Source organism: Pseudomonas allii, from assembly GCF_055380095.1.
Window position 1 is genome coordinate 5,270,254 of the sequence record NZ_AP039450.1, and the last position, 14,544, is coordinate 5,284,797.

Genomic DNA, 14,544 nt, shown 5'->3' on the forward strand with positions numbered 1-14,544 from the left:
CTTTTTGTAGCGCCGCGTCAGTTCAGGTAAGGGGACCAGGATGGTTCTCTGACTTCGCCTTGTGCGGTAGGAAGTGGGAGCCTTACGCGTCCATTAATGGACACGAGCATCAAGACTCCCCGGCCCTGCTGGCGGGTGGCGTAGATTACCATGGTGCCGTTGGGCGCAACAGTGGCTGACTCATCAAGGTTGGTATCTGTAAGGATTTTTACGGTTCCACGCTGCAAATCCTGGGCCGCAACCCGGAAATTAGTGAAACCATCCTGACGATGGATCATCACCAACGTCTTTTCATCAGCCGAAAGTTTAGGGTTGGCGTTGTAGTTACCGATAAAAGTAACGCGCTCCGCACCACCACCATTCACGTTCGCCTTATAGACCTGAGGCTTGCCGCCTCGGTCAGAGGTGAAGTAGATGGTCGAACCATCCTTGCCCCAGAACGGTTCGGTATTGATCCCCGGGCCGCTGGTTGCACGCGTGATCTGGCGCGATGCCATGTTCATCACGTAGATGTCCGGGTTGCCGTCTTTGGACAGTACGAACGCCAGGCGCGAACCATCCGGCGACCACGCAGGTGCACCGTTGAGGCCTTCGAAGTTGGTGATCTGCTCACGACGACCAGTATCAATGTGCTGGACGAAGATACGCGGACGCTTCTGCTCGAAAGACACGTAGGCAATACGCTTGCCGTCCGGCGCGAAACGCGGCGACAGGATTGGCTCACGGGATTGCAGCAAGGTCACAGCTCGAGCGCCGTCGTAGTCCGAACGCTGCAAGGTGTAACGAGTGTTGTCCACGGAGAAACGTTCAGCCGTTACGTACAGCAGACGCGTCGAGAAAGCACCCTTGATACCGGTAAGCTTTTCAAACGACTGGTCCGAGATGTAGTGGGCCATGTCGCGAATCTGCTCGGCAGTGCCCGAGACGCTGCCGGTCAGGACCTGCTGCTCGGTCGCCACGTTGAACAAGGTATAGGTGATTTGCAGGCGACCGCCAGCCGGCGTGATGTTGCCAACCATCAGGTACTGCGCACCCACCGCTTTCCAATCACGGAACACGACTTCGCTGGCCTGGTTCGGCTGGCTGATCATGTTGCCTTTTGGAATCGGCGCGTAGTAACCGGAGTTGCGCAGGTCGTCACTGACGATCTGGGCCATGTCGTCCGGCAGCACGCTGCCGCCCTGCCAGCCGAACGGTACTACGGCGATCGGGGTGGCCCGATCGCTACCGCTGGTGACCAGGATGTTCTTTTCATCCGCCGCCGCTATCCCTGCCATACAGCAAATAACGACAAGCATTCCTCGAAGAAGGTTTCTCACAAGGCTAGATCCTCAGGTGTGAATGTCATCTTGAATGAACGATAGGGAGCGAAGTCGCTTGGTTTCATTCCCTGCATCTCGGTCAACCGGCCAATGTTCTTGACTGCGGCAACCGCCGAACTGTCGAACGAACCGTCACCACTGGACTTGGCCACGCTGACCGAAGTCACCGTACCGTCCGGCAACATGCCGATCTGCAGCACTACTGTCATGCCTTTGCGCGCCGAAGGTGGACGTGTCCAGCCTTCCGCTGCCCGCGCCCGAATCAGGTCATCGAAACTGCCCGCGACTTCATCACCACGTTCATCGGCCAAGGCTTGCTGACGCTGCGGCGTGTCGGAGAGCAAATCTGCCAGGGCCTGGGCCTTCTTCTCTTCGGCGGATTTGCGCGCTGCTTCCTGGGCCTTTTTCTTCTGGGCGTCGGCGGCAGCTTTCTTCTTCGCGTCGTCGGCGACTTTTTTCTTCGCCTCGTCTGCTTCAGCTTTTTTCTTGGCGTCTTCGGCGGCTTTTTTCTTCGCGTCTTCGACTATTTTCTTCTTGGCGTCTTCAGCGGCCTTTTTCTTGGCCTCTTCCTCGGCAGCCTTTTTGGCTTCTTCTTCAGATTTCTTCTTGGCTATATCAGCCAATTGTTTCTCTTCGGCCTTTTTCGCTTCGGCAGCTTTCTCGGCTTTCTTGGCTTCATCAGCCTTTTTCGCCTCGTCAGCCTTCTTGGCTTCATCAGCCTTTTTCGATTCCTCGGCCTTTTGAGCCGCCTCTTCTTTCTTTTGTTCCGCAGCCGCCTTCACCGCTTCCTGCTCGACCTTCTTCTGTTCCATCTGTTCGACTTCAGTCTGGCGTGCAGCCGACTTCTGGGCCTCCCCTGCAATCTTCTGATTGGTCTGGGTGGTGGCCTGGCTTTTCGATTTCAGCTGATACAGGGTCGCCTGCACGATCGGCTTGGCTGGCGGCAGGTCCGGGGTCATGGCAAAGCTGACGAACAGCATGCCAAACACCAGGACGTGCAGGGCAATCGCCCAGACGCTAGGCCAGAAGTAGCTTTCCGAGGCGGACGGCTCTCGCTGTTGCTGCATCAGGGCGCCTCGGTAATCAAGCCAACGTTACCCACGCCGGCCTTCTGCAGCCCGCCCATGGCGCCCATGACAGAGCCGTAGTCGACCGATTTGTCGCCACGGATGAACACCTGGGTGTGCTTGCCGCCTTCGTTGCCGGAGCGAATGATCTTGGTCACGGCATCAGTCATCGCGGGCAAGGTGAGAGCCTTGTCTTGCTGCTTCTGCGTGTCGACTTCGCTGCCAAGGTTCCAGTAATAGGTCTTGTCAGCCTTGATCGAAATGGTCAGGACTTGAGTGTTGTTGTCTTGCGGCAAGGCTTCACTGGAAACCTTGGGCAAATCAACCTTCACGCCCTGGTTGAGCATCGGCGCGGTCACCATGAAGATAACCAGCAGCACCAGCATCACGTCGATGTAAGGCACTACGTTCATCTCGGCGACCGGCTTGCGCTTTTTGCGAGCTCGAGCGATTAAAGCCATTGGGAATTACCTGCTTATTCTTCGCTGGTGTGCACTTTACGGTGCAGGATCGCCTGGAACTCATCGGCGAAGGTGTAGTAACGGCCGATCAACGTTTCGCTGGTGGCAGCGAAGCGGTTGTAGGCGATTACTGCGGGGATAGCGGCAAACAGGCCGATCGCGGTAGCGATCAAGGCTTCGGCGATACCCGGGGCCACGGTAGCCAGGGTCGCTTGCTGGGCCTGGGCCAGGCCACGGAAGGAGTTCATGATCCCCCACACGGTACCGAACAGGCCGATGTACGGGCTGACGGAACCGACGGTGGCAAGGAACGGCAGGCTTTGCTCAAGCTTTTCTTCTTCACGGGAAATGGCGACGCGCATGGCACGGGCCACACCTTCCATGACCGCTTCCGGGTCAACGCCTGGCTGCTGGCGCAGACGGGAGAATTCCTTGAAGCCGGCGCGGAAGATCTGCTCGACGCCCGAATCCGGGTCAGGGTTGCTGCCAGCCTGGCGGTACAGCTTGGACAGGTCGATACCCGACCAGAAGCGCTCTTCAAAGCTCTCCAGGGCACGTCGACCGGCACGCAGCAGGTTGCTACGCTGAAAAATCATGACCCAAGAGGTAACCGATGCGGCTACCAGGGTCAGCATGACCAGTTGAACCACAACACTGGCATTGCTGACCAGGCTCCACATGGAGGAATGGTCGACGACGGTAGGTTCCACGCTAAATCTCCTGCTTTGATTGTTTACCCGCGCCGCTTACGTCGGCAAAGGCCGCACGTAGAGCTTCGGGAATGGCCCGGGGTTTCAAACTATTGGTGCGCACACAGGCCACCAGGAACTGCCCCTCACAGAGCAGCGTTGCATCCGTTGCCCGCCTGACCTGCTGTTTGAAACGCAGGCTGACACGGTTCAATTCGATTACTTCAGCGCTGACCAACAGCTCGTCGTCCAGCCGCGCCGGCGCGTGATACCGCGCCTCGCTGGAGTGCACGACGAATAACAGGTCCTCCCCTGCCAGCTCGGATTGGGCAAAGCCCAGCTCCCGTAGCCGCTCGGTTCGAGCCCGCTCCATGAACTTGAGGTAGTTGACGTAATACACGATGCCGCCGGCATCGGTGTCCTCGTAATAAACGCGACAGCGATGTGCGAACGACTGATCCCCGTTTTGCGCGCGCATACTCTAGTGCTTACTCCTCAGGTTGCCAATCCGGCTGGGCAACTGTTTTTTCATTGTCTGAAACTTTTCTACCGACTGAATGACGACACCAGCCACTAGGACAGCACAAACCTCGGATAAATCGTCTGGCGTGAAGCTTTTAATCGTCCACTGCATCGAGAAATTCGTCTACTACAGGCATCTCGCCCAATCGTGACGGAATGTTTAACCCGAAATGCAGATAGGCGTGGCGCGTGACGACTCGCCCCCTTGGCGTGCGCATGATGTAGCCCTGCTGGATCAGGTACGGCTCCAGCACATCCTCAATGGTGTGGCGCTCTTCGCTGATGGCCGCCGCCAGACTGTCGACGCCCACCGGGCCGCCGTCGAACTTCTCGATCATGGTCAAGAGTAGACGTCGATCCTGGTGATCGAAGCCGTGCTCGTCCACGTCCAGCAGGTTCAAGGCCAGGTCAGCCACGGCCTTGGTGATATGCCCCTTGGCCCGCACCTCGGCAAAATCCCGCACGCGACGTAGCAAACGGTTGGCGATCCGTGGCGTGCCACGGGCTCGACGGGCGATTTCAAACGCGCCTTCCGGGTCCAGCGGCAAGCCGAGAATATTCGCCGAACGGCTGACAATGGTCGCCAGGTCGGCCGTGCTATAGAACTCTAGACGTTGAACAATGCCGAAACGGTCTCGCAGCGGGTTGGTCAACATGCCCGCGCGGGTTGTGGCACCGACCAGCGTGAACGGCGGCAGGTCGAGCTTGATCGAGCGCGCCGCCGGGCCTTCGCCGATCATGATGTCGAGCTGGAAGTCTTCCATGGCCGGGTACAGCACTTCTTCGACGATCGGCGAGAGCCGGTGGATCTCGTCAATAAACAGCACATCGTGGGGTTCAAGGTTGGTCAGCAACGCGGCCAGATCCCCCGGACGCTCCAGCACCGGGCCGGAGGTGGACTTGATCGATACGCCCATTTCCTGGGCAATGATGTTGGCCAGGGTGGTTTTGCCCAAGCCCGGTGGGCCGAAGATCAGCGTGTGGTCCAGGGACTCACTGCGCCCACGCGCGGCCTGGATGAACAATTCCATCTGCTCGCGCACGGTGGGCTGGCCGATGTACTCGGCCAGGCTCAGGGGCCGGATGGCGCGGTCCTGGACCTCTTCACGGTCGCGCGGGCCGGTGGCTGCAATCAGACGATCGGCTTCAATCACTTAAATCATTCCCTTCAGGGCGCGGCGGATCATGTCTTCACTGCTCAGGTTCTTGTCCTTGATGGCCGAGATGGCCTTGCTGGCTTCCTGTGGTTTGTAACCCAGGGAAATCAACGCACTGACCGCATCGCTCTCGGCACTCGCCACCTGGCCGGCCGGCATGTCCGGCTGGTTCGGGACGAGGGCAAACATGCTCGGTACGACTTCCCAGGCCTTGAAGCGGTCCTTGAGCTCCACCAGCAGGCGCTCGGCGGTCTTCTTGCCGACGCCTGGCACCTTGGTCAGCGCCGAGGTGTCCTGGGCCGAAACGGCACGCACCAGCTCATCCACTTCCAGGCTCGACATCAGAGCCAGGGCCAGTTTTGGCCCCACGCCATTCAGGCGGATCAGCTCACGGAAGAAGTCGCGGTCACGCTTGCCAATGAAACCATAGAGCAATTGCGCATCTTCGCGCACCACCAGGTGGGTGTGCAGCGTAATCGGCTCACCGACCGACGGTAGGCGATACAGAGTGGTCATGGGCACTTCCAGCTCATACCCCAACCCATTTACATCCAGAATCAGGTGCGGCGGCTGTTTCTCAGCCAGGGTGCCGCGCAAGCGTCCAATCACGGTTCAGATCCTTAAAGCTTGAGGCCAGATGAAAGCCTGACCGGAAATAACGATTGCGCTGATGCTATCAGAGACGCAGGCGCCCGCCACGACTGCGTGCCGTGCCCAGGCCGTGAGGCAGCAAGCTTGAGCGAGTGTGCGCATGGCAAATGGCAATAGCCAGGGCGTCCGAGGCGTCGATCTGCGGTTTTGAAGTGAGCTTGAGCATGTGCATGACCATCATCTGCACCTGCTCTTTGTTCGCCGCGCCGGTGCCGACCACGGCCTGTTTGACCTGGGTGGCGGTGTACTCGGCGATTTCCATGCACTCCTCGGCGCCGGCAACGATGGCGGCGCCACGGGCCTGGCCAAGCTTCAACGCGGAGTCGGCATTCTTTGCCATGAACACCTTCTCGATACCCATGGTCACCGGCCCGTAGGTCTGGATCACTTCACGCACGCCGCGATAGACGATCTGCAGGCGCTCGGCCAACTCGCCCGCGCCGGTGCGGATACAGCCCGAGGCCACATACACGCAGCCACGCGGGGTCTGTTGCACCACGCCAAAACCGGTGATGCGCGAACCGGGGTCGATACCTAGGATTAAAGTCATAACGCCTGCGGGTTGGGTAAACACAATTTTTGATACAGATAAGACCCCATGTGGGAGAGGGCTTGCCCCCGATAGCGGTGGATCAGTCGATTTATACGTAACTGACACACTGTCATTGGTGGCAAGCCCCCCCCCACTTTTTGATCTACATCGCCCTTCAGCCTAGCTGTTCGGCCACAGACTCTGGGATATCCGCATTCGAATAAACGTTCTGCACATCATCCAGGTCTTCGAGCATATCCAGCATCTTCAGCACTTTCTGCGCACCGTCCAGGTCCAGCTCGGCGCTGGTGGTCGGCAACATCACGATTTCCGCGTCAGTACCTTTGAAACCGGCGGCTTCCAAGGCATTACGCACGGCGTAGAAGCTGGCGAACGAAGTGAACACGTCGATGGAACCGTCTTCGTTGGTCACCACGTCGTCGGCATCCGCCTCCATCGCCGCTTCCATCAGCGCATCTTCATCGGTGCCCGGCGCGAAAGAGATCTGCCCCTTGCGCTCGAACAGGTAGGCCACCGAACCGTCAGTGCCGAGGTTGCCACCACATTTGCTGAATGCGTGGCGCACAGCGGCGGCAGTACGGTTGCGGTTGTCGGTCATGCACTCGACCATCACGGCCACGCCACCCGGGCCATAGCCTTCGTAGCTCAGCTCGACCATGTCGTCGGTATCGGCAGCGCCGGCACCGCGGGCCACGGCGCGGTCGATGATGTCGCGACTCATGTTCGCGCCAAGGGCCTTGTCCAGCGCCAAGCGCAGACGCGGGTTGGAGCCTGGATCACCCCCACCCTGGCGGGCCGCAACGGTCAGCTCGCGGATCCATTTAGTGAAAATCTTGCCTTTCTTGGCATCCTGACGCTCTTTGCGGTGCTTGATGTTCGCCCACTTGGAATGGCCAGCCATAACACAACTCCAAAAATTCTCTAGAAACCTTATCAATTCCGCCCCAGGCGGAATGCAACCCTTGTAACGCAAAGGCGCATCCGAAGATGCGCCTTTTTAGACTGCGTAAACCTCAGTGCGCTTTCACGCAGCAGCCTTACTCAGCCTTCGGCGTCTCGCGCAGACGGATGTGCAGCTCGCGCAGTGCCTTGGCATCCACCACACCTGGAGCCTGGGTCATGACGTCCGCAGCGCTCTGGGTTTTCGGGAAGGCGATCACTTCACGGATCGACTGGGCGCCGGTCATCAGCATCACCAGACGGTCCAGGCCGAACGCCAGGCCACCGTGCGGCGGTGCACCGTACTTCAGGGCGTCGAGCAGGAAGCCGAATTTCTCTTCCTGTTCCGCTTCGTTGATACCCAACAGGCGGAACACCGCTTGCTGCATCTCTTTGCGGTGGATACGGATCGAACCGCCACCCAGTTCAGTGCCGTTCAGCACCATGTCATACGCGCGGGACAGCGCGCCAGCCGGGTTGGCTTCCAGTTCGGCCGGCGAGCACTTCGGCGCGGTGAACGGGTGGTGCAAGGCGCTGAAGCTGCCGTCGTCGTTCTCTTCGAACATCGGGAAGTCAACGACCCACATCGGAGCCCATTCGCAGGTCAGCAGGTTCAAGTCGTGACCCAGCTTGATGCGCAGCGCGCCCAGGGCTTCGCTGACGATCTTGGCCTTGTCGGCGCCGAAAAACACGATGTCGCCGTCGACTGCACCAACGCGGTCGAGGATCGCGTTCAGGTTGTCCAGCGGAATGTTCTTGACGATCGGCGATTGCAGGCCGTCAACGCCATTGGCGCGCTCGTTGACCTTGATGTACGCCAGGCCCTTGGCACCGTAGATGCCGACAAACTTGGTGTAGTCGTCGATCTGCTTGCGCGGCATGCTCGCGCCGCCAGGCACGCGCAGTGCGGCGATGCGGCATTTAGGGTCGTTGGCCGGGCCGCTGAACACCTTGAAGTCGACTGCTTTGAGTTGGTCGGCCACGTCCACCAGTTCCAGCGGGTTACGCAGGTCTGGCTTGTCGGAACCGTAGCGGCGCATGGCTTCTTCGAAGGTCATGTGCGGGAAGTCGCCGAATTCCAGGTCCAGCACTTCCTTGAACAGGTTGCGGATCATCTGTTCGGTCAGGCCCATGATCTCTTTTTCATCGAGGAAGCTGGTCTCGATGTCGATCTGGGTGAATTCAGGCTGGCGGTCAGCGCGCAGGTCTTCGTCGCGGAAGCACTTGGCGATCTGGTAGTAGCGGTCGAAGCCGGCGACCATCAGCAGTTGCTTGAACAGCTGAGGCGATTGCGGCAGGGCGAAGAACGAACCGGCGTGGGTACGACTAGGCACCAGGTAGTCGCGCGCGCCTTCCGGGGTGGCCCGGGTCAGGATCGGCGTTTCTACGTCCAGGAAACCGTTTTCGTCGAGGAAACGACGGATGCTGGTGGTCATGCGCGAACGCAGGCGCAGCTTCTCGGCCATTTCCGGACGACGCAGGTCCAGGAAGCGATAGCGCAGGCGGGTTTCTTCGCCCACGTCAGAGTATTCGTTGAGTGGGAACGGCGGGGTTTCCGACTCGTTCAGCACTTCCAGCTCATAGCCCAGCACTTCGATGCCGCCGGACGCCATGTTCTTGTTCACGGCACCCGCCGGACGCAGACGAACCTTGCCGGTGATCTTCACAACGTATTCGCTGCGCACGCGGTCGGCGGCGGCGAAGCTTTCGGCGCGATCCGGGTCGAACACCACTTGGGCCAGACCATCACGATCACGGATATCGAGGAAGATTACCCCGCCGTGGTCGCGGCGACGGTGAACCCATCCGCAAAGGGTGATTTCCTGACCTTCCAGGGTCTCGTTCAGTTGGCCGCAATAATGGCTGCGCATCATGGTAGTGGTTTCACTTCTCGTAATTCGAAATTCGGTGGAGGCCTGCCTCGTCACCGTACATTAAAGCAGGGGACGGATAATGCAGGAGCCTGCGCGTAGAGTTCAACTCAGTCTGCTTTGTCGCCGCCGGCCAGGTTCTTCTTCGAGCCGGTCTTGAAGTCGGTCTCGTACCAGCCGTTGCCGCTCAAGCGGAAGCCCGGCATGGACAACATCTTCTTGAGTTCCGGTGCCTGGCAGGCTGGGCAATCGACCAGCGGTGCTGCGCTGATCTTCTGAATGGCTTCCAACTGATGACCGCAGGAAGCACATTGGTAGTCGTACATGGGCATGGCGATGTCTCGGCGATCAGAACGTTACTGCGCCACGCCTGCCCTACGGGTCCGCAGCATGCGTAGCAAAGCGCGGGATTATATCCGGTAAATCGAGGCAGCGCAGCCGGCATTCTGCCCAGGGCCCTGCCCGCCATCATGGAGGGCCGGCCCCGAAGCCCGGCGGCTATCCCGGTGAGCACGCAGGTTCAGCACGCCCTTTGAGGACATGAACCACGCACACCACCCTGACCAACCCACTGAAGTTCTTCACACCGCCATAACGCAAGTGCACTTCCCGATCGACATAAGACAGCAACGCACTGACTGAACAGGCATTGATCCTGGCGATTTCCGTGAGGATATTCCAATAGATCTGCTCCAGCCGCAGGCACGTGGAAAACCCATTGAGCCTCACCGACCGGGACAGCGGCTTGGCCAGCCCCATATCGAACCCTTTTGCAAACGGGTCGATCTTTATCTTATGAAAACCACCGGTTTCCATCACTCCATTACCCACTCCGCGTGACATACACCTGACACTCCATTGCCAAACAACCGCCCATGGGTGGTCCCATTGGGCAATGGCCCTATAAAACAGCAGGCAGAGGCAGGCAGCCAGAAGACGCGGAGTTGATCGACGTAGGACAACGCCAGGAAATGCGCGGAAACAAGCGAGCGGCGCCAGGGTGGCGCCACTCAAGGTCAGCGTTTACTGATTTTCAAGCAGGGAACGCAGCATCCACGCGGTTTTCTCATGCACCTGCATACGCTGGGTCAGCAGGTCGGCCGTCGGCTCATCGCTGACCTTGTCGAGCAGCGGGAAGATACCGCGCGCGGTGCGGGTGACCGCTTCCTGGCCAGCCACCAACTGCTTGATCATCTCTTCGGCGCTGGGCACGCCTTCTTCTTCCTTGATGGAAGAAAGACGGGCATAGATGGAGTAGGCACCCGGCGCCGGGAAACCCAGAGCACGGATACGCTCGGCAATGGAGTCGACCGCCAGGGCCAGCTCGTTGTACTGCTCTTCGAACATCAAGTGCAGCGTGCGGAACATGGGGCCCGTGACGTTCCAATGGAAGTTGTGGGTTTTCAGATACAGAACATAGGTATCGGAAAGCAGTCGCGAAAGCCCGTCGACGATGGATTTACGATCTTCTTCACTGATACCGATATCGATTGCCATGTTTATCCCCTTCAATTGACAAGCATTCATTGATCAGGTGCAGGACCACTCTAGCAAGAGTGCCGGTGATGCGCAGCCCGGCGCGGCAATTCGCCCCGGTGTGCCTTGTCGACCGGCGCAGCCCAAGCCTTTGAGGCAAGTAGGAAATTTCTCTGCCGGCCGTTTGAAAAAACTGCACGTGTCTAGGACAAGCGTTTGCCGCAGAAATGCCGTCGCCCTTGCAATACCCCGAAATGCTTGATTTGAGTAGGCACAGCCTTTGCTGTTAAATAGATGGCGTGTCGTCGCCGTTACTTTCTGCGGCAGCGGCATAGGCTGATACCCCGCGCACGTGCTCAACGCCTCCCATTGTTCAGAAGCGAACCGTGCCAGTCAGCTCTTCCTTGTGATCCGTCTTAACGTGAGTTAATCAAAATGTTGAAAATCGTCCACCTGCTAACGGGCGTTGCAGCTTTGCTGCTGTCCTTTATCCCGAGCCTGCAGCCTGAAAGCCTGCCGTATCTGGAACAACACGACGCTCTGTACCTGGCCATGTTCGGCCTTCTTAACCTGACGCTGGCACCGGTGATCCCTTACTGGAACAAAGGCCCACGTCATCAACTGCAAAACCTGGTCAGCGCGCTGCTGGTACTGACCGTTGTCGTACAAACCCTCACCCTCCTGGCACCCATGCCTGAAGTCGGCGGCCACCCGGCCATCCTGCTCAGCCTGGTGATCGCTGTGGTCGCCATCGTTCTTCACCTGGCCATCAGCTTCTACCGTTCGTCCCCTGCGACCTCGTCGCAAACCTACGACATGACCAATCGGGATACCGGTACCGTCAAGTGGTTCAACACATCCAAAGGCTTCGGCTTTATTTCCCGTGATTCGGGCGACGATATCTTCGTCCACTTCCGGGCCATTCGCGGCGAAGGCCATCGCGTCCTGGTGGAAGGCCAGCGCGTGGAGTTCTCCGTGATGAATCGCGACAAAGGCCTGCAGGCCGAAGACGTGATCGCTGCACTGCCGCGTCGCTGATACCGGCCTTCGCAGCAAAAAAAAACCGCGATCCAGCCTGGCTGGGTCGCGGTTTTTTTTATGCGGGGCTATTAATAGTGTGGCGGCGGCGCTTCTTCTTCGGAGGTTTCGAACTGACCGCCCATTTCTTCCTGGCGCTTGAGCAGCGCGGTCATCTGCAGTTGCAGGCGCTCTACCGCACGCTGCTGCGTGACGAGGATGTCATTGAGGGTCTCGATGGTGTCGTCCTGGAAGGCCAGGCGGCTTTCCAGGTCGGTGACGCGGTCTTGCAGGTCCATGATTCAGCCCTGGTTAAATATGAAGTCGGCGGGCAACAGCTCGCGCAGACGGGCGCGGAGGGCAGCGACTTGCTCATCGGTGTAAGGCTGCGCCGGATGTTTGCCCCATACCGGCGCCGGCCAGGCAGCATCGTCGCGCTTGCGCACGATCACATGCACGTGCAATTGGCTGACCACATTGCCCAGGGCGCCGATGTTCATCTTGTCGGCGACCAAGCCTTCATTCAGCAACTGGGCCAGGGCAGTCGTCTCTTTCCACAAACGCTGCTGGTCGGCGACATCCAGTTGAAACACTTCGCTGATAGCGTTGATGCGTGGCACCAGGATGAACCACGGGTAGTTTGAGTCATTGGACAGCAGCAGGCGGCACAGCGGGAAGTCCCCGATGACCAGTGTGTCTTGTTGCAGGCGTTGATCTAGGGCGAACACCGCGGGCACTCCATTCGGCAAGTCAGGTTCAAGCGCCCAGCATACCTTCGAATGCGCACGGCTTCACGGCGAATGCAGGAAAGCGCCGGCGCCAGTGATGAAAAAACATGCACCCTTTCGAGGCGGTCGAATATTTGAGCTACGCTAAACCGGGCCTCACCGGGACGCACCAAAATGACCCACTTGTGCCTCAAAGGGATCCGCCAATTACCCACTCATGAGGGTGAACCGGTAACGTTTTTCCCGCGCACAGGTTTTATATACCGCCGAACAGGGGTAACACCGCCGCGTCAAGCCCAAACCAAACGGCGTAAAAAGCCCGTGCTTATGCGGTTTTTACAGGGCCGGAACGGTTTTCACGAAAAAATGACATTCGGTTACCGCTTTGTGCACGCTTGTTGCATTGACACCTGCATCGTCGGCAACGACACCCGATTGGAAGCAGGTGTTTCGCGATAAAGAACAGCAGCGTTTCAATGCGTATCAAGGAAGTGTTCAAACTTTGATAAGGGTTTGGAAACAGTATTGAAGTTGTCAGTCCGGTTACAACAGGACTGTGGATTTGCGACATGGAGCTAGCAATTTACGACAGCCTCGTAAAGAAGCTGAAAGGATAGATGGGTAAGTATCGTCAATAGGGTCTGCGTGATATAACTTTGCGCCGACACATAAAAGAAAGAGCCGCCCAGATAAAAATACAGGTGGGACGGCAGTACTCTTCCTAAAACCAAAGGAGCAAATCACGATGCGCGTGATGAAGTGGAGCATGATCGCCCTGGCTGTTTCAGCAGGCACCTCGCAGTTCGCAATGGCGTCCGCCCAGGACGATTCCAAGGGCTTTGTTGAAGACAGCACTTTCAGCATCAATACTCGCGCTCTGTACTTCAGCCGCGACTTCCGCAACAACCCGTCGGGCCCAGGCTCCCAGAGCCGTGCAGAAGAAACCGGCCTGGGCTTCAATGCCCTGTACGAATCGGGCTTCACCCAAGGCACCATCGGTGTCGGTGTTGATGTGATTGGCCTGTTGGGCGTCAAGCTCGACAGCGGCAAGGGCCGTGCGGGTACCGGTCTATTCCCAACCGGTTCGGACGGTCGCTCGCAAGACGACTACTCCAAAGGCGGCGGTGCCGTTAAGTTCCGTATCTCCAATACTGTCCTGAAAGTCGGTGACCAGTACACAACGGCTCCTGTGTTCGCCTCTGACGACAGCCGTTTGCTGCCAGAGCTGCCACAAGGTATCTCGATCACCAGTAACGAGATCAAGGGCCTGAAACTGGAAGGCGGTCACTTCACTTCCAGCATTGCGCAGAACCAGACCTATCACGACAGCCTTGGCTTGACCAAAACCGACTTTGTCGGTGGTGTCTACTCGTTCACGCCTGAGTTCACCGGCAGCCTGTACTACGCGAAGACCGAAGATTACTTCCGCAAGTACTACAGCAACCTGAACTGGACCCACGCGCTGAGCGACGACCAGTCTTTCGCCCTGGACTTCAACATCTACGACACCAAGAGCGAGGGCGAAGGCCTGCAACGTGCTTCCAAAGACAGCGCTCTGCCGTTCGCACAACGCACCAAGCTCGACAACCGTGCGTTCAGCTTGCAGGGCGCTTACACCATCGGTGCTCACACCTTTACCCTGGCCGCCCAGAAAGTCACCGGCGACGGCGACTACGGCTACGGCGTAGACGGCGGCGGCACGGTCTTCCTGGCCAACTCCATCGCCCGTTCCGACTTCAACGCCGAAGGCGAGAAGTCCTACCAGGCTCGGTACGACATCAACATGGCGACCTTTGGCATTCCTGGCCTTAGCTTCATGACTCGTTATGTCACCGGTAGCGGCGCCAACACTGCCACCACTTCGAACGGTAAAGAGTGGGAACGTGACATCGAAGCCAAGTACGTGGTACAGAGCGGCCCAGCGAAAAACCTGAGCCTGCGTCTGCGTCAAGCCACCTATCGTTCGGGTGATGGCGTTTACTACGGTTCGCCTTCGATCGACGAACTGCGTCTGATCGCGAACTACCCGTTGAACATCTTGTAATTGACCGTTTGATTACAACGATGGCTTAGGGCTTCGGCCTTAAATAA

At 58.4% G+C, this 14,544-nt stretch carries 17 protein-coding genes; 2 read left to right on the top strand and 15 right to left on the bottom strand.

Features of this window, described 5'->3' with window-relative positions:
* Positions 1–17: 17 nt before the first annotated feature.
* The 13 genes from tolB to ACZ445_RS24180 all read right to left on the bottom strand — a co-directional run bounded on the left by tolB (position 18) and on the right by ACZ445_RS24180 (position 10,729).
* Positions 18–1,298, bottom strand: a complete 1,281-nt coding sequence (gene tolB / locus ACZ445_RS24120; protein ID WP_033898484.1) for a Tol-Pal system beta propeller repeat protein TolB — start codon at positions 1,296–1,298, stop codon at positions 18–20.
* A gap of 17 nt (positions 1,299–1,315) precedes the next feature.
* On the bottom strand, positions 1,316–2,389 hold the full coding sequence (gene tolA, locus ACZ445_RS24125) for a cell envelope integrity protein TolA (RefSeq protein WP_034109149.1): 1,074 nt from the start codon (positions 2,387–2,389) through the stop codon (positions 1,316–1,318).
* The gene (gene tolR, locus ACZ445_RS24130) at positions 2,389–2,841 is read right to left on the bottom strand and encodes a protein TolR (RefSeq protein WP_161793227.1); all 453 of its coding nucleotides are present in this window, start codon (positions 2,839–2,841) and stop codon (positions 2,389–2,391) included. Before tolR ends, tolA begins: the two co-directional genes overlap by 1 nt.
* 23 nt (positions 2,842–2,864) lie before the next feature.
* Positions 2,865–3,560, bottom strand: a complete 696-nt coding sequence (tolQ, locus tag ACZ445_RS24135; RefSeq protein WP_015885609.1) for a protein TolQ — start codon at positions 3,558–3,560, stop codon at positions 2,865–2,867.
* Between the two features lies 1 nt (position 3,561).
* Positions 3,562–4,017: a tol-pal system-associated acyl-CoA thioesterase gene (gene ybgC, locus ACZ445_RS24140; protein ID WP_025854760.1), complete on the bottom strand. Its 456-nt coding sequence runs from the start codon at positions 4,015–4,017 to the stop codon at positions 3,562–3,564.
* Between the two features lie 139 nt (positions 4,018–4,156).
* The gene (gene ruvB, locus ACZ445_RS24145; RefSeq protein WP_058423267.1) at positions 4,157–5,215 is read right to left on the bottom strand and encodes a Holliday junction branch migration DNA helicase RuvB; all 1,059 of its coding nucleotides are present in this window, start codon (positions 5,213–5,215) and stop codon (positions 4,157–4,159) included.
* Positions 5,216–5,827, bottom strand: coding sequence for a Holliday junction branch migration protein RuvA (gene ruvA / locus ACZ445_RS24150; protein WP_058423268.1), 612 nt, complete (start codon positions 5,825–5,827; stop codon positions 5,216–5,218).
* 67 nt (positions 5,828–5,894) lie between these two features.
* The gene (ruvC, locus tag ACZ445_RS24155; protein ID WP_058423269.1) at positions 5,895–6,419 is read right to left on the bottom strand and encodes a crossover junction endodeoxyribonuclease RuvC; all 525 of its coding nucleotides are present in this window, start codon (positions 6,417–6,419) and stop codon (positions 5,895–5,897) included.
* Positions 6,420–6,576: 157 nt separating this feature from the next.
* The gene (locus tag ACZ445_RS24160) at positions 6,577–7,323 is read right to left on the bottom strand and encodes a YebC/PmpR family DNA-binding transcriptional regulator (protein WP_058423270.1); all 747 of its coding nucleotides are present in this window, start codon (positions 7,321–7,323) and stop codon (positions 6,577–6,579) included.
* A gap of 136 nt (positions 7,324–7,459) precedes the next feature.
* Positions 7,460–9,235, bottom strand: a complete 1,776-nt coding sequence (aspS, locus tag ACZ445_RS24165; protein ID WP_028617743.1) for an aspartate--tRNA ligase — start codon at positions 9,233–9,235, stop codon at positions 7,460–7,462.
* A gap of 107 nt (positions 9,236–9,342) precedes the next feature.
* Positions 9,343–9,564: an FmdB family zinc ribbon protein gene (locus tag ACZ445_RS24170; RefSeq protein ID WP_003209804.1), complete on the bottom strand. Its 222-nt coding sequence runs from the start codon at positions 9,562–9,564 to the stop codon at positions 9,343–9,345.
* A gap of 166 nt (positions 9,565–9,730) precedes the next feature.
* Complete coding sequence (locus tag ACZ445_RS24175; RefSeq protein ID WP_058423271.1) at positions 9,731–10,075, bottom strand: ribbon-helix-helix domain-containing protein; 345 nt, start codon at positions 10,073–10,075, stop codon at positions 9,731–9,733.
* A gap of 180 nt (positions 10,076–10,255) precedes the next feature.
* Positions 10,256–10,729 carry a Dps family protein gene (locus tag ACZ445_RS24180; RefSeq protein ID WP_003193874.1) on the bottom strand — a complete coding sequence of 158 codons (474 nt, stop codon included), beginning with the start codon at positions 10,727–10,729 and terminating at the stop codon, positions 10,256–10,258.
* 414 nt (positions 10,730–11,143) lie between these two features.
* Between ACZ445_RS24180 and ACZ445_RS24185 the strand changes: the two genes are divergently transcribed.
* On the top strand, positions 11,144–11,746 hold the full coding sequence (locus ACZ445_RS24185; RefSeq protein WP_464707655.1) for a cold-shock protein: 603 nt from the start codon (positions 11,144–11,146) through the stop codon (positions 11,744–11,746).
* Between the two features lie 71 nt (positions 11,747–11,817).
* Here ACZ445_RS24185 and ACZ445_RS24190 read toward each other — a convergent pair whose 3' ends face one another.
* Together ACZ445_RS24190 and ACZ445_RS24195 are read right to left on the bottom strand one after the other, a co-directional pair.
* The gene (locus ACZ445_RS24190; protein ID WP_015885618.1) at positions 11,818–12,024 is read right to left on the bottom strand and encodes a SlyX family protein; all 207 of its coding nucleotides are present in this window, start codon (positions 12,022–12,024) and stop codon (positions 11,818–11,820) included.
* A 3-nt stretch (positions 12,025–12,027) separates the two neighbouring features.
* A complete protein-coding gene (locus ACZ445_RS24195; protein WP_464707656.1) occupies positions 12,028–12,453 on the bottom strand; it encodes an HIT domain-containing protein in 426 nt (141 codons plus the stop codon).
* 745 nt (positions 12,454–13,198) lie between these two features.
* On the opposite strand from ACZ445_RS24195, the gene ACZ445_RS24200 reads away from it, so the two are divergent.
* Entirely contained in the window at positions 13,199–14,497 is a 1,299-nt protein-coding gene (locus tag ACZ445_RS24200; RefSeq protein ID WP_058423274.1) for an OprD family porin, read from the top strand.
* Positions 14,498–14,544: the final 47 nt, after the last annotated feature.